The organism is Flavonifractor sp. An112 (genome assembly GCF_002161085.1).
Classification (GTDB): Bacteria; Bacillota; Clostridia; order Oscillospirales; family Oscillospiraceae; genus Flavonifractor; species Flavonifractor avicola.
The window spans coordinates 14,409-37,259 of record NZ_NFLU01000014.1 but is presented as its reverse complement, the minus strand read 5'-3'; the positions used below and the strand labels follow the sequence as shown (position 1 = coordinate 37,259).

At 61.1% G+C, this 22,851-nt stretch carries 23 protein-coding genes; 19 read left to right on the top strand and 4 right to left on the bottom strand.

The genetic code is table 11. The annotated features are described in order from the left end of the window. Window positions 1-140 precede the first annotated feature (140 nt). The 6 genes from B5E56_RS11820 (at window position 141) to ftsH (ending at window position 8,051) form a co-directional block, all read left to right on the top strand. The gene (locus B5E56_RS11820) at window positions 141-2,135 is read left to right on the top strand and encodes a DHH family phosphoesterase (RefSeq protein ID WP_087390367.1); all 1,995 of its coding nucleotides are present in this window, start codon (window positions 141-143) and stop codon (window positions 2,133-2,135) included. Between the two features lie 131 nt (window positions 2,136-2,266). Further along, the gene (gene rplI / locus B5E56_RS11815; RefSeq protein ID WP_087390364.1) at window positions 2,267-2,713 is read left to right on the top strand and encodes a 50S ribosomal protein L9; all 447 of its coding nucleotides are present in this window, start codon (window positions 2,267-2,269) and stop codon (window positions 2,711-2,713) included. Window positions 2,714-2,766: 53 nt separating this feature from the next. Continuing rightward, the gene (gene dnaB / locus B5E56_RS11810) at window positions 2,767-4,119 is read left to right on the top strand and encodes a replicative DNA helicase (RefSeq protein ID WP_087390361.1); all 1,353 of its coding nucleotides are present in this window, start codon (window positions 2,767-2,769) and stop codon (window positions 4,117-4,119) included. A 37-nt stretch (window positions 4,120-4,156) separates the two neighbouring features. Then, complete coding sequence (tilS, locus tag B5E56_RS11805) at window positions 4,157-5,518, top strand: tRNA lysidine(34) synthetase TilS (protein WP_087390358.1); 1,362 nt, start codon at window positions 4,157-4,159, stop codon at window positions 5,516-5,518. Window positions 5,519-5,526: 8 nt separating this feature from the next. Beyond that, the gene (gene hpt / locus B5E56_RS11800; protein WP_087390355.1) at window positions 5,527-6,081 is read left to right on the top strand and encodes a hypoxanthine phosphoribosyltransferase; all 555 of its coding nucleotides are present in this window, start codon (window positions 5,527-5,529) and stop codon (window positions 6,079-6,081) included. Between the two features lie 38 nt (window positions 6,082-6,119). After that, a complete protein-coding gene (gene ftsH / locus B5E56_RS11795; RefSeq protein WP_087189232.1) occupies window positions 6,120-8,051 on the top strand; it encodes an ATP-dependent zinc metalloprotease FtsH in 1,932 nt (643 codons plus the stop codon). Between the two features lie 57 nt (window positions 8,052-8,108). Here ftsH and B5E56_RS11790 read toward each other — a convergent pair whose 3' ends face one another. The 4 genes from B5E56_RS11790 to B5E56_RS11775 form a co-directional block, all read right to left on the bottom strand. After that, window positions 8,109-9,365, bottom strand: a complete 1,257-nt coding sequence (locus B5E56_RS11790; protein WP_087390352.1) for a competence/damage-inducible protein A — start codon at window positions 9,363-9,365, stop codon at window positions 8,109-8,111. Between the two features lie 101 nt (window positions 9,366-9,466). Continuing rightward, complete coding sequence (thiI, locus tag B5E56_RS11785) at window positions 9,467-10,633, bottom strand: tRNA uracil 4-sulfurtransferase ThiI (RefSeq protein ID WP_087390349.1); 1,167 nt, start codon at window positions 10,631-10,633, stop codon at window positions 9,467-9,469. A 24-nt stretch (window positions 10,634-10,657) separates the two neighbouring features. Further along, window positions 10,658-11,662, bottom strand: a complete 1,005-nt coding sequence (locus B5E56_RS11780) for an ATP-binding protein (protein WP_087390346.1) — start codon at window positions 11,660-11,662, stop codon at window positions 10,658-10,660. Between the two features lie 3 nt (window positions 11,663-11,665). Beyond that, a complete protein-coding gene (locus tag B5E56_RS11775; RefSeq protein WP_087390344.1) occupies window positions 11,666-12,664 on the bottom strand; it encodes a DnaD domain protein in 999 nt (332 codons plus the stop codon). A 186-nt stretch (window positions 12,665-12,850) separates the two neighbouring features. Here B5E56_RS11775 and B5E56_RS11770 point away from each other — a divergent pair, with 186 nt between their 5' ends. The 13 genes from B5E56_RS11770 (at window position 12,851) to B5E56_RS11715 (ending at window position 22,829) form a co-directional block, all read left to right on the top strand. After that, entirely contained in the window at window positions 12,851-13,312 is a 462-nt protein-coding gene (locus B5E56_RS11770) for a hypothetical protein (RefSeq protein ID WP_143383168.1), read from the top strand. 13 nt (window positions 13,313-13,325) lie between these two features. Continuing rightward, entirely contained in the window at window positions 13,326-13,556 is a 231-nt protein-coding gene (locus tag B5E56_RS11765) for a DUF6199 family natural product biosynthesis protein (RefSeq protein WP_087390338.1), read from the top strand. Window positions 13,557-14,003: 447 nt separating this feature from the next. Further along, a complete protein-coding gene (locus B5E56_RS11760) occupies window positions 14,004-14,459 on the top strand; it encodes a helix-turn-helix domain-containing protein (protein WP_087390335.1) in 456 nt (151 codons plus the stop codon). A gap of 224 nt (window positions 14,460-14,683) precedes the next feature. Beyond that, the gene (locus B5E56_RS11755) at window positions 14,684-14,905 is read left to right on the top strand and encodes a hypothetical protein (protein ID WP_087390333.1); all 222 of its coding nucleotides are present in this window, start codon (window positions 14,684-14,686) and stop codon (window positions 14,903-14,905) included. A 214-nt stretch (window positions 14,906-15,119) separates the two neighbouring features. Further along, window positions 15,120-15,365, top strand: a complete 246-nt coding sequence (locus tag B5E56_RS11750) for a hypothetical protein (protein ID WP_087390330.1) — start codon at window positions 15,120-15,122, stop codon at window positions 15,363-15,365. Window positions 15,366-15,380: 15 nt separating this feature from the next. After that, window positions 15,381-16,232, top strand: a complete 852-nt coding sequence (locus tag B5E56_RS14480; RefSeq protein WP_143383167.1) for a hypothetical protein — start codon at window positions 15,381-15,383, stop codon at window positions 16,230-16,232. A 203-nt stretch (window positions 16,233-16,435) separates the two neighbouring features. Then, on the top strand, window positions 16,436-16,750 hold the full coding sequence (locus B5E56_RS11745; protein WP_087188397.1) for a cell division protein ZapA: 315 nt from the start codon (window positions 16,436-16,438) through the stop codon (window positions 16,748-16,750). A 43-nt stretch (window positions 16,751-16,793) separates the two neighbouring features. Further along, window positions 16,794-18,878 (top strand): U32 family peptidase, encoded by a 2,085-nt coding sequence (locus B5E56_RS11740; RefSeq protein WP_087390327.1) that lies wholly within the window; start codon window positions 16,794-16,796, stop codon window positions 18,876-18,878. Between the two features lie 6 nt (window positions 18,879-18,884). Then, the gene (gene dut / locus B5E56_RS11735) at window positions 18,885-19,334 is read left to right on the top strand and encodes a dUTP diphosphatase (RefSeq protein ID WP_087390323.1); all 450 of its coding nucleotides are present in this window, start codon (window positions 18,885-18,887) and stop codon (window positions 19,332-19,334) included. Window positions 19,335-19,354: 20 nt separating this feature from the next. Beyond that, window positions 19,355-19,945, top strand: a complete 591-nt coding sequence (locus B5E56_RS11730; protein ID WP_087390320.1) for a Maf family protein — start codon at window positions 19,355-19,357, stop codon at window positions 19,943-19,945. Between the two features lie 18 nt (window positions 19,946-19,963). Continuing rightward, complete coding sequence (gene mreC / locus B5E56_RS11725; protein WP_087390317.1) at window positions 19,964-20,806, top strand: rod shape-determining protein MreC; 843 nt, start codon at window positions 19,964-19,966, stop codon at window positions 20,804-20,806. 23 nt (window positions 20,807-20,829) lie between these two features. After that, on the top strand, window positions 20,830-21,342 hold the full coding sequence (gene mreD / locus B5E56_RS11720; protein ID WP_087267425.1) for a rod shape-determining protein MreD: 513 nt from the start codon (window positions 20,830-20,832) through the stop codon (window positions 21,340-21,342). Between the two features lie 17 nt (window positions 21,343-21,359). Then, window positions 21,360-22,829 (top strand): DUF6056 family protein, encoded by a 1,470-nt coding sequence (locus B5E56_RS11715; RefSeq protein ID WP_087390315.1) that lies wholly within the window; start codon window positions 21,360-21,362, stop codon window positions 22,827-22,829. Window positions 22,830-22,851: the final 22 nt, after the last annotated feature.

The window sequence follows — 22,851 nt, the reverse complement described above, 5'->3', positions numbered from 1 at the left end:
CAAGGATAGCACGCCCCGGTCTTTTTTGCAACCGCCGGGGCATACAGGCAGGAAAACCCGTTCTGCCACACTTGTTTTTGCCGTTCTTGTTTGATATAATAACGTGTCATCTTGTATTTGATCGCAGTTGGGAGGTCCCTATGCGTAAGAATAAGCTAACTCATCTGGTAGAGCCCAGTCTGAGGTTGTATTTCCTCTGTCTGGTGGTGTTTGCCATCATTACCGCCTTTTTCTCTGTCCCCGCTGCGGTGGCGGAGCTGGCGGTGGTGGTCATTCTCTACCTCTACTTCCGCCGCAGCAATGCCCTGCGGCAGAAGGAGATTTTAAAGTACATCGAAAACGTGACCTGCAACATGGACTCGGCCACCAAAGACACCATGGTGAACGCCCCCCTGCCCATGGTCATCTTCCGGCCGGAAAATGACGAGGTCATTTGGTCCAACGACCGGTTCCTCCAGATCACCGGGGAGCGGGAGCACCTCTTTGACGCCAAGATCACGGCGGCGGTGCCCGACTTTTCCTCCCGCTGGCTGATGGAGGGCAAGACCGAGTGCCCCACCGAGGTGCGCATCGGGGACCGGCGGTTTTTGGTGTTCGGCCATCTGGTCCGCACCGAGGAGCAGGGAGCCAGAGGCTATCTGGCCACCACCTACTGGGTGGACGTTACCGACTTTGCCACTGTGCGGGACGAGTTCTATGCCACCCGCCCCGTGGTGGCCATCCTGACGGTGGACAACTACGAGGAGCTAATGAAGGGCGCCAACGACAGCGCCAAGTCGGCCATGCGCAGCGAGATCGACGACCGGCTGGCCCAGTGGGTTGCCCCCGCCCAGGGTGTGTTTACCCGGTATGAGCGGGACCGCTACCTCTTCCTCTTTGAGGAGCGCTTCCTGGCCCAGTTCCAGGAGGGCAAATTCTCCATCCTGGACACCGTGCGCCAGGTGACCAGCCCCTCGGGCATTCAGGCCACCCTGTCCATCGGCATTGGCAAGGACGGCGACAACCTGGGCGATTTGTTCCAGTACGCCGCTCTGTCGGTGGAAATGGCCCTCAGCCGGGGCGGTGACCAGGTGGTGGTCAAAAACAAGTTCAACTTCGAGTTCTTCGGCGGACGCACCAAGGAGCTGGAGAAACGCACCAAAGTGAAGAGCCGGGTCATGGCCAACGCCCTGGGCGAGCTGATGGCCGACGCCTCCACCGTGTTCGTCATGGGCCACAAGTACCCCGATCTGGACTGTATCGGCGCCGCCGCCGGCGTATGCGCCATGGCCCGGAAAAAGGGCACCCCGGTCCATATCGTACGGGAGCCGGGCGTCAACCCGGCCAGCGAGATGAGCGACCGGCTGAGCCAGGTTCCCGAGTACAAGGACGCGTTCCTCTCCCCCCAGGATGCCATTCTGCTGGCCGACTCCAACTGCCTGCTGGTGGTGGTGGATACCAACCGTCCCGAGCAGGTGGTGAGCCAGGACCTGCTGGAGGCGGTCCACAAGGTGGCGGTCATCGACCACCACCGCCGCGCCTCCTCCTATATCGCCGACGCCGCCCTCAACTTCCACGAGCCCTACGCCTCCTCCGCCAGTGAGCTGGTCACCGAGTTGTCCCAGTATCTGCTGGAGCCTGCCGACCTGCTGAAGATCGAGGCGGAGGCCCTGCTGGCGGGCATGGTACTGGACACCAAGCAGTTTACCATGCGCACCGGCAGCCGCACCTTTGAGGCGGCGGCCTTCCTGCGCCGCTCCGGCGCCGACACCGGCGACGTGAAGAAGCTGTTCCAGAACGATCTGGACGGCACCATTGCCAAGTACGACATCATCCAGACCGCCCGGATGTACAAGGACGGCATTGCCGTGGCCCGTGTGGACCACACCGTGGGACGCATCACAGCCGCCCAGGCCGCCGACGAGCTCTTAAACATCTCGGGCATCGACACCTCCTTCGTTCTCTTCCCCGACAATGAGGGGCGGGTCATCCTGTCTGCCCGGAGCATGGGGGATGTGAACGTACAGGTGGTGCTGGAGAAGCTGGGCGGCGGCGGCAACGCCGCCACCGCAGGCGCCCAGGTCCCCGGCAAGACGGTGGACGAGGTGACCAAGCTGCTCCTCCAGGCCATTGATCAGTATCTGGAGGATGAATAAAAAAGCCTTCCCCTCGGGGGAAGGTGCCCCCGTAGGGGGCGGATGAGGGGTCCGATACCATTTCCCTCATCAGTCACGCTTTGCGTGACAGCTTCCCCCTGGGGAAGCCTAACAGGAAGGAGATAATAGTTATGAAAGTGATTTTGCAGCAGGATGTAAAGGGCCAGGGCAAGAAGGGCCAGATGATCGAGGCCAGCGACGGCTACGCCCGCAACTTCCTTCTTCCCCGCAAGCTGGCGGTTCTGGCCACCGCGGAGAATATCAACACCATGAAGATGCAGGAGAAGGCCAAGGCCGCCCAGATGGCCGCCGAGAAGGCGGAGGCCGAGGCCACCGCCGCCAAGCTGAAGGAACTCTCCGTCAAGGTTGTTGCCAAGGCGGGCAACGGCGGCCGGCTCTTCGGCGCCGTCACCACCAAGGAAATCGCCGACGCCCTCTCCGCCCAGCATGGCATTACCGTTCAGAAGACCAAGATCGTTCAGGATGAGCCCATCAAGGCCTTCGGCACCTACGAGCTGAAGGTGAAGCTGGGCTACGAGGTCACCGGCACCCTGAAGGTGGTCGTGGCCGAGCAGTAACTATGCGTAGGGGCCGATGCCCACATCGGCCCGTCCAGGGGAGGTGAAGGAACATGGCAACCGAAGAGGAACTGCTGCTGCGGCAGATGCCCCACAGCGTGGAGGCCGAACAGAGCGTGCTGGGCGCCATGCTCATCGACGCCCGGTGCGTACCCGATGTGATCGAGGAGCTGAAGCCTGAGGACTTCTACCTGCGGACCAACCGGGAGATCTACGAAACCATCTACTCCATGTTCAACTTCTCCCTCACCATTGACCCGGTGACCGTGCTGGACCATATGCGCCAGAACGGGGTATACGACGAGAACACCTCCCGCAGCTATATCCTCCAGCTGATGGAGGTCACCCCCACGGCGGCCAACGTGAAGGAGTATGTGGCCATCGTCAAGGACAAGGCCCTGCTTCGCCGCATTGCCGAGACGGCGGGGGATCTCACCGCCCTGGTGCAGGAGGGCACCGGCACCGGTCAGGAGGTGCTGGAGGCCGCCGAACAGCGGATCTATGCCATCCGTCAGGGCCGGGCCTCCCAGGGCCTGACCCACATCTCCGGCGTCATTCTCAACGTGTATGAGCGCCTCAATGAGCTGGCCGCCAGCGATTCCGCCGTGCCCGGCCTGAGTACCGGCCTGCCCGACGTGGATATGGCTATCTCCGGTCTGAACAAGTCCGACCTGATCCTGTTGGCCGCCCGACCCGGCATGGGCAAGACCTCCTTCGCCCTGAATATGCTGCTCCACGCCGGCAAGTTCTCCGGCAAGACGGTGGTCTTTTTCTCTTTGGAAATGAGCCGGGAGCAGCTGGCCATGCGCCTCATCTCCGGCGAGGCTTTCGTGGACAACAAGAAGCTGGTCACCGGCAAGCTGGGCGAGGAGGACTGGTCCAAGATTGCCGCCGCCTCGGCAGCCCTCAACCAGACTCAGATCCTCATTGACGACAACCCCGCCCTCTCCGTGGCCGACATGAACGCCAAGTGCCGCCGGGTGGATAATCTGGGCCTGGTGGTCATAGACTACCTCCAGCTCATGACCTCCGCCGGCGGTCCCACCCGCAGCAGCGACAACCGTCAGCAGATCGTCTCCGACATCTCCCGCGCCCTGAAGATCATGGCCAAGGAGCTCAACGTGCCGGTGGTCTGTCTGTCCCAGCTGTCCCGTGGCCCCGAGAGCCGCCAGAACAAGCGGCCCATGCTGTCCGACCTGCGTGAGTCGGGCGCCATCGAGCAGGACGCCGATATCGTCATGTTCCTCTACCGGGACGACTACTATAATGAGACCAGTGAGAACCACAACCTGGCCGAGTGCATCATCGCCAAGAACCGTCACGGCGAGACCGGCACGGTGGAGCTGCAGTGGCTGCCCGAGTACACCACCTTCTCTTCCATCGACCGGAGACACAGTGAGTATTAGAATCACCCCTACAGGAACACCACAGGAGAACACCTTTATGCTGGAAACCGTCAAGGCCCTCACAACCGAATACGATATGCTCCCCTCCGGGGGCAAGGTGCTGTGTGCCGTGTCCGGCGGGGCCGATTCCATCTGCCTGCTCCACCTGCTCCACAGCCTGTCAGCTGAGGGTGGTTTTCAGATAGCCGCCGCCCACTACCACCACGGGATGCGGGGGGAGGCCGCCGATGCTGACGCCGCCTTTGTGGAACACTTCTGCAAAGAGCGGAACATCCCCTGCGTGGTGGAGAGGGGCGACGTGTACGGTGAAGCCGCCCGCCGCGGCCTGGGGGTGGAGGAGACCGGCCGGGAACTGCGGTATGAGTTCCTCCGCCGTACGGCGGAACAGCTGGGCTGTGACCGCATCGCCACCGCCCACAACGCCGACGACAATCTGGAGACCCTGCTGCTTCACCTGACCCGTGGGGCCGGGCTCCACGGCCTGGCAGGTATCCCGCCCCGCCGGGGAGAACTGGTGCGCCCCCTGCTCACCACCCCACGGGCGAACATCGAGGCCTATCTGGAAGCCCATAACCTGGCCCATGTGGAGGACTGCACCAACACCGACGAGCGCTACGCCCGTAACAGGTTGCGCCGCCAGGTGATCCCGGTACTGCGGGAGCTGAATCCCCGGCTGACCGAGCGCTCTGTGGAAACGATGAGCTATCTCCGGGCTGATAACGACTACCTCAACGCCCAGGCCGCTATGGCTTGCAGCCACGCCCGCTGGGCGGAAGACGACCTGGTCATCGAGGCCCACTACATTGCAGAACTGCCCGCCGCCATTGCCCCCCGAGCAGCCCGCCGCCTGTTGGAAATGACGGGGGACGGCAACACCGACTGTTCCGCCGCCCATTTGAAAGCAGTGGTGGACCTGGCCGTGGGAGACGATCCCTCGGCGGTGGCTTTCCTGCCCAACGGGCGGCTGGCCCAGCGGGTGTACAAGGAGCTGCTCATTACCACCCAGAGCGACAACCCGGCGATGACCCCCTGTCCTCTGAACACTAACGGGGAGACCGCCCCGGAGGGCACCGACTGGCGCTGCACCTGTCGGGCAGTAACCTGTCCCCCCAAAGAGCAGCAAAAGCCCAACGCCTGGTATTTATCTCAGGAGGCTCAGGGCCCCCTGGTGCTGCGCCCCCGTCAGACGGGGGATGAACTGGCCCTGCCGGGCCGGGACACCAAGACCCTGAAAAAATGGATGATCGACGAGAAAATTCCTCGTCGGGACCGGGACCGCATCCCGGTGCTGGCGGATGAACGGGGCGTGCTGGCGGCAGCCGGTCTGGGCCCCCATAGAGAGCGTATGGCAAAGCCCGGCCAACCGGCCTGGGAAGTGGTATTTTGGAAGGAAAGGTAAGGAGAATTATGGAACATATGCTGGACAAAGACGTGGAGCGAATCCTTTTTTCTGAGGAAGAACTGAAAAACCGTGTGGCGGAGATTGCCGCTGAGATCGACAGAGACTACGCCGGCAAGGAGCCGCTGCTGGTCAGCGTGCTGCGGGGTTCCTTCGTCTTTATGGCCGACCTGGTGCGGCAGATCCACCTGCCCTGCACCGTGGATTTCATGGCGGTGTCCTCCTACGGCGCCGGCACCTCCAGCTCCGGCCAGGTCAAGATCATCAAGGACCTGTCCGAGCAGATCGAGGGCAAGGACCTGATTGTGGTGGAGGACATTCTGGACAGCGGCAACACCCTGAGCTATCTGCTCCAGCTGCTCCAGGCCCGCAAGCCCGCCTCCGTGCGGCTGTGCACCCTGCTGGATAAGCCTTCCCGCCGGGTGAAGGAAGTAGAGGTCAGCTACTCCGGCTTCTCCATCCCCGACTACTTCGTGGTAGGTTACGGCCTGGACTACGCGGAGAAGTACCGCAATCTGCCCTACATCGGCGTGCTGAAGCCCTCCGTGTACGGCGGGGAATAAGGCTCCTCAAATCTACCCGGAAAGGACGTGTCTGTTCCTTGAAACGTAACGGAAGCCTGCGGGACGTAGGCTTTTATGTACTCATTGCCATTTTGCTGATCGTATCCATCTTTATCCTCCGGGGCGGCATGAACACCGGGGACAACATGACCTACGGCCAGGTCCGCCGCCTGCTGGAACAGCAGCAGGTCACCAAGGTGGAGCTGGACAATAAAACCGTCACCCTCTGGCTGAAGGAGGCGGTGGGCGGCAAAGCCACCGTCACCTACGACGTGGCCAATCCCCAGTGGTTCTACAACGACTTCAACGACCTGATCGTGGAGCAGATGCAGCTGGGGATTATCCAGGACTACGACTACCCCGCCGGCTTCGAGCCTCCCTTCTGGGTCAGTTTCCTGCCCTGGATCGCGGTGCTGGTGGTCTTTGGTATGCTTTGGTACTTCATGTTCCTCCGCCAGGCCGGCGGCGGGGGCGGAGGCGGCGGAGCCGACCGCACCGCCCGCTTTGGCCGGGCCCGTACCCGCACGGTTGCCGACGAGCAGAAGAAGGTCACCTTTGACGACGTGGCCGGTGCCGAGGAGGAGAAGGGAGAACTGCAGGAGATCGTGGAGTTCCTCAAGGACCCCCGCCGGTTCCTGGACCTGGGTGCCCGTATCCCCAAGGGCGTACTGCTGGTAGGCCCTCCCGGCACCGGTAAAACCCTGCTGGCCAAGGCGGTGGCCGGAGAGGCGGGCGTCCACTTCCTGTCCATCTCTGGCTCCGACTTCGTGGAGCTGTATGTGGGCGTAGGCGCCAGCCGTGTCCGTGACCTGTTTGACCAGGCCAAGAAGAACGCCCCCGCCATTGTGTTCATCGACGAGATCGACGCCGTGGGCCGCCAGAGAGGCGCGGGCCTGGGCGGCGGTCACGACGAGCGTGAGCAGACCCTCAACCAGCTGCTGGTGGAGATGGACGGCTTCGGCAACAACGAGGGCGTGGTGGTCATGGCGGCCACCAACCGGCAGGACATCCTGGACCCCGCCCTGCTGCGGCCCGGCCGGTTCGACCGGCAGGTCTATGTGGGCTATCCCGACATCAAGGGCCGCGAGGCCATTCTGAAGGTCCACGCCCGCAACAAGCCCCTGGGAGATGACGTGTCTCTGGCGGAGCTGGCCAAGGGTACCGGCGGCTTTACCGGCGCCGACCTGGAGAACCTGATGAACGAGGCCGCCCTGCTGGCCGCCCGCCAGCACCGCCGCTTCATCGGCATGAAGGACCTGAACGAAGCTGTCATCAAGGTCATCGCCGGTCCCGAGAAGAAGAGCCGGGTGGTCATTGAGCGGGAGCGCAAGCTCACCGCCTACCATGAGGCGGGCCACGCCATTGTGATCCACGACCTCAAGACCCAGGACCCGGTCCACCAGATCACCATCATCCCCCGTGGTATGGCAGGCGGCATGACCATCTCCCTGCCCCAGGAGGATGTGACCTTCCAGTCCAAGCAGCAGCTCACCGAGCGCATTGCCGTCTGTCTGGGCGGCCGGGCCGCCGAGCAGCTGGCCCTGGGCGATATCTCCACCGGAGCGGGCAACGACCTGCAGAAGGCCAGCGCCATCGCCCGCAATATGGTCACCCGCTACGGCATGAGCGACAAGGTGGGCAACGTGGTCTTTGACTCCGGCCACGACGAGGTGTTCATCGGCCGCTCCATGGCCCAGACCAAGAACTACTCGGAAGAAGTGGCCGCCCTCATTGATCAGGAGATCAAGGGCCTTATCGACGGCGCCTACAACCGCTGCGTGGAGATCCTCTCCGCCCGGCGCAAGGAGCTGGACTTTGTGGCCGACTACCTGCTGAAGTACGAGAATATGGACGCCGCCGCCTTCGAGCTGGTGTTCACCGATCCCGCCGCCATCCAGCCCCCCGCCGCCTATCAGGCAGTCGAGGAGGCTCAGGAGGAGGAATCCAACCCTCAGGATGAGCAGGAGTAACCCCCGAAAATAAAAACACGGTGTATTTTCCTTTCCGGAAAATACACCGTGTTTTGTTTATTTCAGCTCCAGACCGGACAGATATCGCCGGGCCAGGTCAAAGCCGTGGCTGGCGGCAATATGGCGGATGCGCTGGCGGCCCATGGACAGATTCACCTTACGGACCCAGGTGCCGTCGGGGGTGGCCAGGCCGATGAACACCAGCCCTACCGGGTTGCCCCGCTCGTCGGGGTCAGGGCCCGCCACGCCGGTGGTGGAGATAGCCAGGTCACAGCCCAGCACCTTCCGGGCCCCCTCAGCCATGGCCCGGGCCACTGGTTCGCTGACAGCGCCGTACTGGTCCAGCAGGTCCTGGTCCACACCCAGGACGGTGTGCTTCACTTCGGTGGCGTAGCTCACCACGCCCCCCCGGAACACCGAGGATACCCCGGCCAGATCGGTCATCCGCTTGGCCACCAGTCCGCCGGTACAGCTCTCGGCGGTACCCAGGGTGAGGCCCTTCTCCTTCAGGAGGGCAAAGACCGCCGCCTCCAGAGAGGGAATATCCACTCCGTAGACCAGAGGGCCGAAGTGGGCCTTCAGGTCGGCCTCCACCGGGTCAATGAGGGCGTGGGCGGCCTCCTCGTCGACAGCCTTGGCGGTGATGCGGAGCTCACATTCCCCCTCTTTTGCGTAGGGGGCCAGGGTGGGGTTGGTCATGGCGTTCATGCGCTCCCGCAGCTGGGCCTCCATGGAGGACTCCCCGATGCCGAAGAGCTTCAGGGTGCGGGACACAATGACCCCGTCGGCCAGGTCCTTCAGATAGGGGACCACCCGGTAGGTGAACATGGCCCTGCACTCCCGGGGCGGGCCGGGGAGCATGATGACCCGGACACCATCGGCCTCAAAGGCCACGCCAGGGGCGGTGCCCCAGTCGTTTTCCAGCACGGTGCAACCCTCAGGCAGCATGGCCTGCTGGTAGTTGTTGTCTGTCATGGGGCGGTTGGGATGGAGCCGCTGGAAATAGGCCTCGATCCGCCGGGCGGAGGGCTCATGGAACACCAGCTGCTTGCCGAAGCACTGGGCCAGCACATTCTTGGTCAGGTCATCGCAGGTGGGACCCAGGCCGCCGGTGGTGATGATGATATCCGCCCGGGTCTTGGCTAGCTCCACGGCGGCGCGCAGCCGGTCCGGATTGTCCCCCACCACCGTGTGGTAGTAGACGTTGATGCCCAGGGCGCTCAGCCCCTGGGACAGCATCTGGGCGTCGGTGTTGGCGATATTTCCTAACAGCAGTTCGGTGCCCACCGCGATCAGTTCAGCGGTATGAGACATGAGGCAAACACTTCCTTTGTTGGAATTAGGGAACGGGCGGGGATAAAGCCCGCCCCTACTGGTTGCATTGTAGGGGCGACCCTTGTGGTCGCCCGCATTCCTTATACCTGTACCCGCTCGATGCCCTCCACGGCGGCCTTCACCAGGCCCTCCACATCCAGGGCCTCCTCGGCGTGCTCCAGCTCCCCCAGCACCGGGCGGAGACGGGGATGGCGGGGGGTGAACACAGTGCAGCAGTCCTCGTAGGGCAGGATGGAGGTCTCAAAGGTGTTGATCTTGCGGGCAATCCGCACGATCTCCTCCTTATCCATGCCCACTACGGGGCGAAGGATAGGCAGGTCGCACACGGCGGTTGTGGCCCGCATGGCCTCCATGGTCTGGCTGGCCACCTGGCCCAGGCACTCGCCGGTGACAATGGCCCCGGCGCCGCACCGGGCGGCCACCGCCTGGGCAATGCGCATCATGAACCGCCGCATAAGCACGGTAAACAGCTCCTCGGGGCACTTGCGCCTTAACTCTTCTTGGATCTCTGTAAAGGGTACCACATGGACGGTGAGCCGTCCGCACCAGGGGGTGAGCAGCTTGGCCAGGTCCAGCACCTTCTGCTTGGCCTCCTCGGAGGTGTAGGGGTAGGAGAAGAAGTGGACCATCTCCAGGGCGATGCCTCGCTTGGCAATCATCCAGGAAGCCACCGGGGAGTCGATACCGCCGGACAGCAGGCTCACCGCCCGGCCTCCCACGCCCACCGGCAGACCGCCGGCGCCCGGCTCCGGGTCGGCGTGGACATAGGCGGCGTAGTCCCGTACTTCAAGATAGACGGTGAGCTCCGGATGGTGTACGTCCACCTTCAAGTTAGGGTATTTCTCGTCCAGCTCGCCTCCCACATACTGGGACAGCTGGATGGAGGTCATGGGGAAGGTTTTGTCGGCCCGCTTGGACTCCACCTTGAAGGTGTGAGCGGCGGCCAGCTTGTCCCCCAGATACTCAATGGCGGTCTGAAGCATGGCGTCCTTGTCCTTCTCGCAGGCCCGGGCCCGGCTCAGGCCCACCACGCCGAACAGCTTGGTCATGGCCTCCCAGGCCCCGTCCAGGTCGCAGTCGTCGTTTTTGGGCTCCACATACATGGTGGACTGCTTGCAGTACACCTTGAAATCGCCATAATGTTTCAGGCGGCGGCGTGCGTTGGCGATCAGCTTATCCTCAAAGGTGCGGCGGTTCAGGCCCTTCAGGACCAGCTCCCCCAGCTTGAGCAGAATGATCTCGTTCAATGGTAGTTCTCCTTTATCAATGGTTTATAAATCCCGTTTCTTTTGCAGGCGAATGTCCTCCCCGTAGAAAGGCAGCACCCGGTACTCCCCCTCCAGCCGGGAGGAAATTTGGGGTGTGTAGCGCTGGCGCACCTGGGTCATGGTCAGGTTGGAGGAGATCACCGTCTGTTTTCCCGCCATGAGCCGGGAGTTGACCAGGGTATACAGGGCGGACTGGACGAAGGGGGTAGTGAGCTCGCTGCCCAGGTCGTCCAGAATCAGCAGGTCGCAGCCCAAGTAGCGCTTTGTCTCGTCTTTGGCCTCGTCGGCGTCCAGCTTGTCCCGGGCAAACTTCTGCTCCTCAAACCGGGCAAACACGTTGACCGCCGTATCGTATACCACGGAGAAGCCGTTTTCCGACACGGTGCGGGCAATGCAGGCGGACAGGAAGGTCTTGCCCAGTCCCGGCGCACCGGAGAGGAACAGGTTGCGCAGCTTGAACCGCCCGAACTTCCGGGCGTAGTTGGAGCACAGGTCGAAGATGAACTCCATGTTCTCCCGGGGCGACATGACCTCCCCCGGCCAGGGCAGAGGGGAGTAGTAATCCATGGAGAAGGTCTCAAAGGACTGCTCGCCCAGATCCAGCAGCTTGGACAGCTCCTTAATTTGCTCCTCACCGCACAGCTTTTTCAGGCAGGTACACATCCGGGCGCCCACCCAGCCGGTGTCGTTGCACTTGGGACAGGCGGGCTGCTCGTCCAGGGCGTCGGCCCCCCAGCCGTTCTGGAGGAGCAGTTGGGTGCGTTCGGCCTGGAGGGACAGATTGTGGTCCTTGATGACCTGGATGGAGGGGCCGGGGTCCCGCCCCTCCCGCAGAGAGGAGGCGATGATCTGGTACACCGTCCCCTTCAGCTCCTTGTCGATCTCCCGGACCCGGGGCAGCTGGGCATAGATCTCCGTCTTGCGGCGGGCAAGAGCCTCCTCCCGCCGGCGGCGGCCCTCCTCCAGCCGTTTGGTGGCCCGGTAGAGCACGCTGGCTTCGTATCCCATGGCTTATCCCTCCTTGTCCCGTTCCTTCTCCTGCCGGAGAAATTCCCGCATCCGTTCCAGATCCTCCCGCACACGCCGGTCCACATCGCCGGGGGCGGCGGGGTGGTCCTGCATGGCCGGCCTGCTGCCGGCGGAGGGAGCGCTCTGGGCCGTCCGGGCGGGCTTGTCCCCCGCCTCGATCTCCGCCAGGGTATGTAGGTTCTTCTTGTGCCAGCCCGTCAGGATGCCGTTCATGTAATCCCAGTCCATCTGCTGCTTCTTGTACACCGTCTTTTCGTAGGCCAGCCGCAGCACATCGTCGGAAAAGCCCATGTCGGTCCAGGCCGCCACCTTCCGCTTCTCCTTCTCCACCAGGGGCCGGGGCTTGAGACCCAGCAGCTGGAGGATGGCCCCCTCCCGGGTGCGGTAGAGGCTCTTGCGTTTCAGGTGGGCGTCGGCGGCCTGGGCGGTATCCACCCCCAGCCGCTTCCAGGCGAAGCCCTCCTTCAGCACCTGGGACATCCGGGGCTTCTGGCCTACGCCGTATTTCCGTTCAAACTCCTCCACGCACCAGCTCACCAGCAGGCAGATCACCTCGGCGGGGAGAGCCAGGTAGTCGTACAGGGTGTACAGGCTCTTCAGATCGGCGGTGGACAGCACCTTGCCCAGCCGCCGCTGGACCTCGTTCACCAGACCGGGGAAGGTAGAGGTGGTGTCCTCGATCTCCCGGGTGATGTCGGCGGCGGTGTAGTCCGGCGGACCCTGGGGGGCGGGGATGGGGGGGGCCTCGGCCTGGGTCTTGCCGTCGGACAGGCCCAGATTCACCAGGGCGGCGGAGGCCTCCTCCAGCCGCTGGCCGTCCCACTTAAGTCCCTTCCTAGCCTGGGCGGGGTCCAGCACCCCCCCGTGGCGGAGCAGCCACAGGTAGAGCAGAGCGGCGTCCCCGTTGCCGCAGGCGGTGAGCCGGTCGGCGGCCCGGGCGTCCATGGATATGATATTGCCCGGCAGCAGCAGCTCCGGCATAGGGCATCCCTCTTTCCCTCGTGATCTCGTACCTGTTATCATACCACATTCCGGGGGTTGGGCACAATCCCGCAGTAAACATTTCCGGAGATGTGTTTTTCTTGGGAATCAATTGCATTCCAAAGGAAAAATGGTACAATGATTGTGAAGAGATCCACCTGCAAGCCTTGGAAAGGGGGCCTTGCCATGACCCGGCAGAGTTACCTCTGGCTGCTGTGTGCCGTCAGCCTGCTGCTCACCCTGCGAAGCGTTTACCAGATTGGAAAAACCCTGTTGGCGGGCGGGATGACTGGCCTGCTCCCCAACGCCATCCTGCTGGTCTGCCTGATCGCTGTGGATGGCTATCTGCTGTGGAGCGCCCTCCGTGCCGCTCCAGCGGTGGAGGCCCCGCCCTCCCCCGGACAAAAAGCCCCCCTCTGCCGGGTGGGCTGGACCTGCCTGCGGATTCTGGCCGCGGCTGGGCTGCTGGTCCTGTTCCTGAAGGATCTGCTGCCCCTTTGGGCGGTGTTCCTCCTGCTCGGCGTGATGATCCTGCTGATGATACTCATCGCCTGGCGCTTCTGCCGCTGCCCCCGCTGCGGCGGACGGCTTCGGGAGCGGGACGTGGGCGCGGAGGGCATCTGCCCCCACTGCGGGGCCCGGTTATGAGGGGGGGGAATCTATGATGGGCGTGTTTGAATGGCTGGTTGTAATCGTCCTCGCGCTGGCCGGTCTGGTCAGCCTGATCTGTCCGGGCGCAATGTGGGAGCTCTGGCGGATCAGCCGCAGTCCCTGGATCAAGTCGGCGGAACCTACCCACCTCTTTCTCATTTCCACCCGCATTTCCGGCGCTCTCTTTCTGCTGTTTGACCTGATCATGGTCCTTCGGCTGTGCCGGGTCTTGCGCTTCTGACCTCAATCTATTCGATCCCATGAGCGGAATCCATGGATTCCGCTCATGGGATTTTTATTTGCATTTCCTCAGCAGACAATCTGTTTTCCCTTGAAAAACCGCACAAAATGTAGGGGCAACGTTCCGTTGCCCCCTCCGCAACAAATATGTGGTTTACAAAAACTTCTCCATTGGATAAGCTGATTTTTAAGGATAGAGATGACGCAGCCATGTCCGCGTCTGCAAAATGCGGCTCCCTATTCTTATTCCCTTCCAGAGTCCGGGGGCGGAATCAATCCATTCCGCCCCCGGGCTTTGTCATGTGCGGAGGAGGCTGGATGGACCACAGGTTGCGGGATCGGGCAAATGGCGGTAGAATTGAGGCACGCAACGCTTCATTGCTCATGTGCAACGGAGATGATGTTTACAAAAAATCAGGTATCAGCTAGGCTATTGAGGTGAAGAAAGATGAAATTGACAGAGAGACTGGTTGAGGCGCGGAAAGCCATGGGGCTTTCCCAGGCTGATGCGGCGGAGCGGCTGAACGTGTCCAGGCAGGCCATCTCCCGGTGGGAGACCGGCGTGGGTACGCCCTCCCTGGACAGCCTGATCCAGATGAGCCAGCTGTACGGGGTGTCCCTGAACGAGCTGGTATACGGCCCTGAAACAGCCCAGCCCCGGGAGGAAATGACGGAACCGGAGGCGCAGCCGGAGTGCCCGGCGGTGCGGGAGCCCCACAGGCGGCGGACAGCTCTGCTGGCGACGGTTCTGGCCTTTGCCGCCGCTGGCATCCTGGTCCTGGGAATCTGGATCGGCTTTGGAATCGCCGGCACAAGCGGGGATGCTAAAATGTTTTCAGACGATCTAGTAGTAGAAGAAAATGTAAATGTTGGAGAGGAGTTTGATTTAGTGCCATGGGAATGAATTGTAAAAATAGGTTAAAAGCAGTAACGGCTTGTGTTGCCCTGCTGGGGTGTCTCAGTATGCAAAGCCCGACTTTTGCGATCCAATGTGATATGACGCACGGTGTGGGTGCAAAGTCTCTTCTGGAGCATCAAATAGACAGCCTTATTGAATCCAGAGCGACTGAAACCTATAATATTAGAATTTCTGCAAATACACTGTCAAAGGCCTCCAGCAGCTTTTCCATGTCTGCGGGAGAAACCATCACCATCAACGCCACCTACACCCCCTCTACCGCAAAACTGGACGTGGGACTGATCTATTCAGACGGCTCCTTCCACTATTTCACCGTCACCGGCGGACAAATCAGCAAAACAATTGAAATGACGGAGGCCGGTACCTATACGCTGGCCATCCGAAATAACGCATCTTATAAGGTCGGTGTTTCCGGTTCTGTCAACTATTAAGAAGCAGGTGGAAGGCGGATCTTCCCGCCTACCGTGCAGCAGGAAAGGGGTGAAGCCGATGGGCTAATCTATCGCTTTCTGGGAGGATATCACTGCTTTGCTGTCAAGTACGCTAACCGGAATATCTCTGCTTTGAACGCTATTCCCTGCTAGTTTTTTTAATATTCAACCCAAGCAATCTAACATTTAAACAGAGGGGGAGGAGTGCAGAAAAATGGAACCGAATCCATATAAAATAATCTTTGATATTATATTTGCTTGTACTGGGCTGATTGGTAGCATGATGGTCTTAGGCATTTCTCTTTTCCTGACGTTTGATGGTTCTTGGGACGGAGATTTGTGGGGCAATATGCGCTACACCGGCCTGAACAACTTCCTTATTTTCTTTGTTGTAATCTATTTGATTGGAATTATTCTAATCCTGATCCATGCTAAGAGTAGGAAAACTCCGTTTCATTAAGGAGGTTTGGACTCAATGAATAAGCGCTTAATATCTGCATTATTGTTTATAGCTGTTCTGTCCTCACTAGTCCCCGCCTCTGCACTTTCCAGCAGCGATATTCAAGAAGATTTATTAATGGCAGACTACAGAGCACAATCTATCATAAATGCCTACCCTAATGAAATAGAACTTGTGGAAAGTCTGTGCAATATATCTATCTCTCAAGCGGACGAAACTACTCTTCAAAAAATAGCAGAGACAGCTATAAATTATTATGATAATGACTCTTACGATTTTTCCGGTCTTATGACCTCACTTTCTGTTCTAGCTACCGAAAGAGAAATGGCCTCCTATTTCGACTCGCTCTATCCCAACAGTCTAGTAGATAATTGTACTGTTACTCCTTTTCAGGCATTTTCAGCACTAAAAGGGAAGTATATATGCGATCTGCCAATTGGAGCCACTTCAGAACGCTCGGGTACTATTTCTATAGGCATTGCCACCGGAGAGCTTATTAGTGCTGTAGAAATAGCAGCTGGTATATCTAAATCAACAACATATGAATTTGCCGGCCCGAGCCCTGGCGAAACAATGCATGATGGTAGTTATCCAACCCACCGTATTCTTGTTGGGGCATTCTGGGGATCCATAAATAAGGTAGAATTTGATGTGTATAATCCAATTACCGGTATGACAACGCACCATGTTGAATATAGGATCCCATCAGAAACCGCTTTCGTTAAGAGCTATGGGACACTTGCAATTATATTTACACCTTGCCGTATTGAAAGCGCAACCAAGTCTTACATTGTTCAGTATCCTACTTGGCCTGATTTTATCTCTATTTTTGAGACAACTCCATCTATAATTCTAACAGAATATTAAAATATGTTATTTTACCATGTTCTCAGTTTACCCACTAAGACAGTGGTTTAATGATCCCGATTCCCTTTGGTGCCCGTAGGCGGAATGAATCATTCCGCCCACGGGCCTTTTGCGCGCCCTCGAAAATTCACGAAGAATTTGTTTTTCTTCCAGGGCTGGATGTGATATAATACTATAAATTATTATGGTCAGGAGGGGTTTGCATGAAAAACCGCGTCGCCGTTACCATCGCCGGGCAGGAGTACACCCTGGTTGGCACCGAGGACGCCGGCTATACCGAGAAGGTGGCAGCCCACGTGGACGAAAAGGTGCGGGAGGTCATGGAGGGCGCCCGCGTCTCCCTGGTAGACGGAGCTGTCCTGGCGGCGGTCAATATCGCCGATGAATATTTTAAAGAGGTGGAGGCGGCGGAAAACCTGCGCCGCCAGCTGAAGGAATATCTGGAGGAAGCCACCAAGCTGAAGATGGAGCTCTCCGAGGCGAAACGGGAGATCTTCAAGCTGCAGAATAAGAAGTAAGGAAACGGGGGGCGTTCTGCCCCCCTGCTCCGGGAGGGATCGTATGTTGGAACTGCTCGCCCCCGCCGGGTCCATGGAGGCCGTGGCGGCGGCTGTACAGAACGGCGCGGACGCCGTCTATTTGGGATACGGAGATTTTAATGCCCGCCGCAACGCGAAGAATTTCTCCCGGGAGGAATTTGCGGCGGCGGTTTCTTATTGCCATGTGCGGGGAACCAAGGTATATCTGACCCTGAACACCCTGCTCACCGACCGGGAGCTGCCTCAGGCCGCCGACTTTGCCGTGGAGGCCAGCACTCTGGGAGCCGACGCGGTGCTGGTGCAGGACATGGGCGTACTGCGGATGGTCCGCCAGGTGGCTCCTGATCTGCCCATCCACGCCTCCACCCAGATGACCGTCCACAATCTGGACGGCGTCAAAATGGTGGCCGATCTGGGCATGACCCGTGCGGTGCTCTCCCGGGAGCTGTCCCGGGACCAAATCGAATATATCTGCCAGCGCTCTCCCATTGAGATCGAGGTATTTGCCCACGGCGCGCTGTGTATGTGCTACTCGGGCCAGTGCTTCCTCTCCTCCGTCATCGGGGGACGCTCCGGCAACCGGGGCCTGTGCGCCCAGCCCTGCCGGCTGAAATACGGCTGGGAGGGCAAGGCGGACTCCTATCCCCTGTCCCTGAAGGACCTGTCTCTGGCGGGTTACCTGCGCCAGCTGCGGAAGATGGGGGTAACGTGCGTCAAGCTGGAGGGCCGGATGAAGCGGCCCGAATATGTGGCGGTGGTCACCGGCATCTTCTCCCGGGCCATCCATGAGGACCGGGAACCTACCCCCCAGGAGATGGAGCAGCTTCAGGCGGCCTTCTCCCGTCAGGGCTTTACCCAGGGCTACTACCTGGACCAGCAGGGGAGCCATATGTTTGGCGTACGGGAGGAGACCCGCGAGCCCAAGGAGCTCTTCGCCGCCGCCCGCAACACCTACCAGAGCGGCGAGGCCCAGCGGGTGCCCGTCACCTTCTACGCCATGCTCCGCCCCGGCGAGCCCGCCCATGTGGGCGTGAAGGACCCCGAGGGCCGGGTATCCACAGTGGAGGGTCCGGTGCCCGAAGAAGCCCGCACCCGTCCCCTGACGGCCGACGCGGTGGAGAAGCAGCTTGCCCGCACCGGCGGCACCCCCTATCGGGCGGAGCGGATGCGGGTGCTGGTGGAGGACGGCCTGTCCCTGCCGCTGTCCACCCTCAATGCCCTGCGGCGGGATGCCCTGGACGGTCTCACAAAGCAGCGGGAACAGCTGCCCCAGCGCCGCACCGGCGAATACCACCCCGGCGCCCGGTATGAGAACCGGCGGGAGGCCCCCGCTCTCACCATTTCGGTGCGCTCCGCGGATCAGGTCACCCAGGAGCTGCTGGACCTGGGACCCGCCCTGGTCTACATCCCCCTGGAGGAACTGGCCGCCCATCCGGAGAAAGCCAACGCCCCGGCGGGCACCTCTATCGGGGTAATCCTGCCCCGTATTGCCTGGGATCGGGAGTTCCCCCAGATGGTGGAGAACCTGAAAAAGGTGAAGGACCTGGGGGTAAAAGATGCCCTGGTGGGCAACCTGGGCATGATTCAGGTGGCCAAGGAACTGGGCTTCACCCTGCGGGGAGATTTCGGTCTGGAGGTCTATAACGCTCAGGCTGTGAAAGAATATAAACGTCTGGGCTTCTCCTCCCTCACCCTGTCCTTTGAGCTGAAGTTCCCCCAGATCCGGGATATTTCCAAAAGTCTGGACACCGAGCTCATCACCTACGGCCGGCTGCCCCTGATGATCATGGAAAACTGCATCATTCAAAACCGCACCGGCGGCTGCAAACAGGGCTGCCAGGGCACCAACATTCTGACCGACCGGAAGGGCGCCAAGTTCCCGGTGGTGAAGGCCCCCGGCTGCCGCAACGAGCTGCTCAACTCCCAGAAGCTCTTCCTGGCGGACAAGGCCGCCGACTACCGCCGCATCGGCCTGTGGGCCCAGCGGCTGCTGTTCACCACCGAAACCCCTGACGAGTGCGTCCAGGTGACCCGGCGCTATCTGGAGCAGGGCAGCTGGAGCCCCAACGAGTACACCCGTGGTCTTTATTATCGAGATGTGGAGTAACCATAGATGAAGCTGAGAATCAAAGCGGTGTCCCCCAGAATCGGCCGGGACCTGCCCTGGCCCAGCCGGGCCACCGCCGGCTCCGCCGGTATGGACCTGTCTGCCTGCATCGAGGAAGATATCATCATCGCACCCCGGCAGCTGGTGAAGATCCCCACCGGCATTGCCATCGCCCTGCCGGGGCCGGAGTATGTGGCTCTGGTGTTCGCCCGCTCGGGGCTGGGCATCAAGCACGGCATCTCCCTGTCCAACGGGGTGGGTGTCATTGACAGCGACTATCGGGGTGAGATCATGGTGGGGCTCACCAATCTGTCTGAGGAGCCCTACACCATCCACCCCGGCGACCGGATCGCCCAGCTGGTGATGACCCCGGTGGTACTGCCCCAGCTGGAGCTGATGGCCGAGCTGGATGAGACCGACCGGGGGACCGGCGGCTTTGGGTCCACCGGGCAATAATGGAAAGGAACGAAAATCGCATGGATATCATTCTGGCCTCCAAAAGCCCCCGGAGACGGGCGCTGCTGGAGCAGATGGGGGTGCGGGATTTCCGCATCGTCACCCCCGACATCGACGAGCATATGGACCGGGGCCTGCCTCCGGCGGAGCTGGTGCGGCAGATCTCCCTGGAAAAGGCCCAGGCGGTGGCCGCCCAGGCCGACCCCAACACGGTGGTCATTGCCGCCGACACGGTAGTGGCCCTGGACGGGGTGGTGCTGGGCAAGCCTGCCGACAAAGAGGAGGCCTTCCGGATGCTCTCCCTGCTGTCGGGCAACCGGCACCAGGTATACACCGGCCTCACCGTACTGCGGGGAGAGCAGGTGTTCAGCCAGTGGGAGGAAACCGCCGTCACCTTCCGCTCCCTGACCGCTGAGGAGATCGAGGCCTATATCGCCACCGGCGAGCCCATGGACAAGGCGGGGGCCTACGGCATCCAGGGCTACGGGGCCCTGTTCATTGAGGGCATCAGCGGCGACTATTATAATGTGATGGGTCTGCCGGTGTGCCGTCTGGGTCAGATCCTGGGACAGCTGGGCATGGACTGTATGGCCCTGGCCGCAGCACGGTAAGAAAGGCTGGATGCAGGCGTGAAGGACTTTTTCCGGCGTAACGGACTTTTGATATTGATCGCCGCCATCCTGCTGGCACTGGTGACGACGGTAGTCTCCATGCTGCTGGGAGGCAAGGCCAACCCGGTGGCCAACCTTGTCAATTTCATCACCACCCCGGTCCGCAACGGCATCAGCGCCGTCACCAACTGGGCGGAGGAGCGCTATTCCGACGCCTTTGAGCTGGAGCAGATGAAGACCAAGCTGGCAGACCTGAAGAAGGAGAACGCCGAACTGCAGGCCAAGATCCGGGAGGCGGAGGCCGCCATCCAGGAGAACGAGCGGCTGTACAACCTGCTGGAGCTCACCCCCAAGGGCAAGGAGTTCACCAAGGAGGCCGCCATGGTCACCGCCCGCTCCACCTCCAACTGGGAGTCCACCCTCACCCTGAGTAAAGGTTCTGCTCAGGGGATCGAAGTGGATGACTGCGTGGTGGACGAATACTGGAATCTGGTGGGTATCGTGGCCGAGGTGGGCGAGAACTGGTGTACCGTCCGCACCCTCATTGACGCCAACACCGAGATGGGCGGTCAGCTGGTCCGTACCGGCGGCGCCGCCATTCTGGAGGGCGACCTGGCCCTCATGGGCGAGGGCAAGCTGAAGCTGACCTACCTGCCGGAGAACAGCCAGCTCATGTCGGGCGACCTGGTGACCACCTCGGGCCGGGGCGGCGTCTATCCCTCCGGGCTGGTGGCCGGCCATGTGGAGGAGGTACGCACCGACGCCTCCGGTATGACCGACTATGCCGTCATCGTCCCCGAGACTGACCTGGGCAACCTCCAGCAGGTCTTTGTCATCAAGGACTTTACCATTGTGGAGTAGACCCTGAAGGAGGAACGTACCCTGTGACCAGACAGGATTTTTTCATCAAGTGGGGCGTATATGCCCTTGCCCTGCTGCCGGTGTGGTTTTGTGAGGTCTATATCCTCAACCGCTTTCCCCTGTTTGGGGTGGCCCCCATGCTGCTGCCTCTGGCCGCCATCGCAGTGGCGGTGCTGGAGGGTACCGTGGCCGGTGCCGGGTTTGGCCTGGGCGTGGGCATTCTGTGCGACGCGGTCTATTTCAACCCCGACGGCGCCATGACTCTGGGCCTGTGTCTGCTGGGCTTCGGCGCCGGGGCGCTGGCCCAGTATGTGCTGCGGCAGAACCTGCTGGGCTGTCTGCTGTGCTCCCTGCTGGCCCTGGTGTGTATCGACGCTGTGCGCATCCTCTCCCGGCTGCTGGCGGGCACAGCCACGCTGCCCGCCATGCTGTCCCTGGCCGGGCGGGAGATCGCCTGGTCCATGGTATTTGTATTTCCGGTATACGCTCTCTTCCTGTGGGTGTTTCACCGGGTCCCCAAGAAAACCGTTCTATAGGGAAAGAGAGAATAACGATGCAAGGTATCCATTCGGCCTGGAAAAAATACGGGCCCTGGCTGCTGCTGGCTCTGCTGGCGATCAGCCTGATCCCCATCCTGCTGCTGGGCCGGTACGACTGGCCCTCTGCCGACGACTACAGCTACGCCCTTTTGTCTCATGAGTCTTTGCTCAAGGGAGAATTTCCTCTGGTGGGCAGCTGGAAGTATATTTTAAACTGCTACAAGGGGTGGCAGGGCACCTTCTCCGCCATTGGCATGATGACCCTCACCCCCCTCACCTTCTCCCCCTTTCTCTACTGGCTCACCCCGGTGGTTATGCTGGCCTCCCTGTGCATCGGCACCTTTAAGCTGGCCCATACCCTGGTGTGCCGGGCTCTGGGGGGGACCTGGCGGCAGGTCATTTTCCTGGCCGTTCCCATTCTGCTGCTGTCCATCCAGTTTGTAGAGTCCCCCAAGGACACCTTCTACTGGTGGAACGGCGCGGTATATTACACCTTTACCTACGGCATCTTTTTGCTGCTGATTGAGCGGCTGGTGGCCCTCAAGCTGGCCTCCACCCGGCGGCAGACCCTGTGGGCGGTGATTCCCGGCGTACTGGCCGCCCTGATGGTGGGCGGAAGCAACTATGTCTCCGCGCTGCTGGGCACCCTGCTGTGCGGACTGTTCCTGCTGTGGTTTCTGTGGAAGGATCGGAAAAAGTTCCTTCCCGCCCTGATTCCCACGGCGGTGCTGGTGGCTGGCTTCCTGATCAGCGTGGTCGCCCCCGGCAACCAGGTCCGGCAGGCCACCGTGGCGCCCCCCATCGGGGTGGTGGACGCGGTGTGCCGCTCCATTGAACAGGCATGGGCCGATGTGCTGGAGTGGTTCAGCTGGCCCATTCTGATGGTATTCCTGCTGATGATCCCCCTGCTGTGGGCCCTCACCGGCAAGGTGAAGTTCACCTTCCCCCTGCCTGTGGTCTTTTCGGTCTTTACCTTTCTCCTCTTCGCCGCCCAGAACGCCCCCCACTTCTATGCCCTGGGGGAGGCAGGACCGGAGCGGCTGCGGAGCATCGTGTTTTATTTCTTCTTCTGGCTGGTGACCTCCAACCTGTGGTACTGGCTGGGCTGGATTCGCCGGGCAGTGCTGCCCCGGCTGGCCGGTGGGGAGAAGGTGCTGCGCCGGGCCTGGGTGGCCGTGCCGGTGCTGCTGGCCCTGCTGGCTTTCACCACTGTTTACTACCACTACTACGACATGAGCACCGCCGGCCGGACCGCCGCCGCCCTGGCCGACGGCTCGGCAGAATACTACTGGCAGCAGCAGGTGGACCGCCTGCCTCTGCTGGAGGACCCCACCGTTACCGATGTGGTACTGAAGCCGTTGGACGTGCCGGCTAACCTGAATGATCTGCTCTTCAACGGCGACCTGAAGGAAGACCCCGCCATCTGGGTCAACCGGGCGGCAGCCAACTTCTACCACAAAACGACCGTTTGCATTCGCCCCTGACCCCGGAAGGAGACCTGAACTC

Excerpts from the sequence above, each read along its gene's own strand:
- B5E56_RS11820 (WP_087390367.1), top strand. The coding sequence starts at position 141 with ATGCGTAAGAATAAGCTAACTCATCTGGTAGAGCCCAGTCTGAGGTTG.
- rplI (WP_087390364.1), top strand. The coding sequence starts at position 2,267 with ATGAAAGTGATTTTGCAGCAGGATGTAAAGGGCCAGGGCAAGAAGGGC.
- dnaB (WP_087390361.1), top strand. The coding sequence starts at position 2,767 with ATGGCAACCGAAGAGGAACTGCTGCTGCGGCAGATGCCCCACAGCGTG.
- tilS (WP_087390358.1), top strand. The coding sequence starts at position 4,157 with ATGCTGGAAACCGTCAAGGCCCTCACAACCGAATACGATATGCTCCCC.
- hpt (WP_087390355.1), top strand. The coding sequence starts at position 5,527 with ATGGAACATATGCTGGACAAAGACGTGGAGCGAATCCTTTTTTCTGAG.
- B5E56_RS11790 (WP_087390352.1), bottom strand. The coding sequence starts at position 9,365 with ATGTCTCATACCGCTGAACTGATCGCGGTGGGCACCGAACTGCTGTTA.
- B5E56_RS11780 (WP_087390346.1), bottom strand. The coding sequence starts at position 11,662 with ATGGGATACGAAGCCAGCGTGCTCTACCGGGCCACCAAACGGCTGGAG.
- B5E56_RS11775 (WP_087390344.1), bottom strand. The coding sequence starts at position 12,664 with ATGCCGGAGCTGCTGCTGCCGGGCAATATCATATCCATGGACGCCCGG.
- B5E56_RS11770 (WP_143383168.1), top strand. The coding sequence starts at position 12,851 with ATGACCCGGCAGAGTTACCTCTGGCTGCTGTGTGCCGTCAGCCTGCTG.
- B5E56_RS11765 (WP_087390338.1), top strand. The coding sequence starts at position 13,326 with ATGATGGGCGTGTTTGAATGGCTGGTTGTAATCGTCCTCGCGCTGGCC.
- B5E56_RS11760 (WP_087390335.1), top strand. The coding sequence starts at position 14,004 with ATGAAATTGACAGAGAGACTGGTTGAGGCGCGGAAAGCCATGGGGCTT.
- B5E56_RS11755 (WP_087390333.1), top strand. The coding sequence starts at position 14,684 with ATGTCTGCGGGAGAAACCATCACCATCAACGCCACCTACACCCCCTCT.
- B5E56_RS11750 (WP_087390330.1), top strand. The coding sequence starts at position 15,120 with ATGGAACCGAATCCATATAAAATAATCTTTGATATTATATTTGCTTGT.
- B5E56_RS14480 (WP_143383167.1), top strand. The coding sequence starts at position 15,381 with ATGAATAAGCGCTTAATATCTGCATTATTGTTTATAGCTGTTCTGTCC.
- B5E56_RS11745 (WP_087188397.1), top strand. The coding sequence starts at position 16,436 with ATGAAAAACCGCGTCGCCGTTACCATCGCCGGGCAGGAGTACACCCTG.
- B5E56_RS11740 (WP_087390327.1), top strand. The coding sequence starts at position 16,794 with ATGTTGGAACTGCTCGCCCCCGCCGGGTCCATGGAGGCCGTGGCGGCG.
- dut (WP_087390323.1), top strand. The coding sequence starts at position 18,885 with ATGAAGCTGAGAATCAAAGCGGTGTCCCCCAGAATCGGCCGGGACCTG.
- B5E56_RS11730 (WP_087390320.1), top strand. The coding sequence starts at position 19,355 with ATGGATATCATTCTGGCCTCCAAAAGCCCCCGGAGACGGGCGCTGCTG.
- B5E56_RS11715 (WP_087390315.1), top strand. The coding sequence starts at position 21,360 with ATGCAAGGTATCCATTCGGCCTGGAAAAAATACGGGCCCTGGCTGCTG.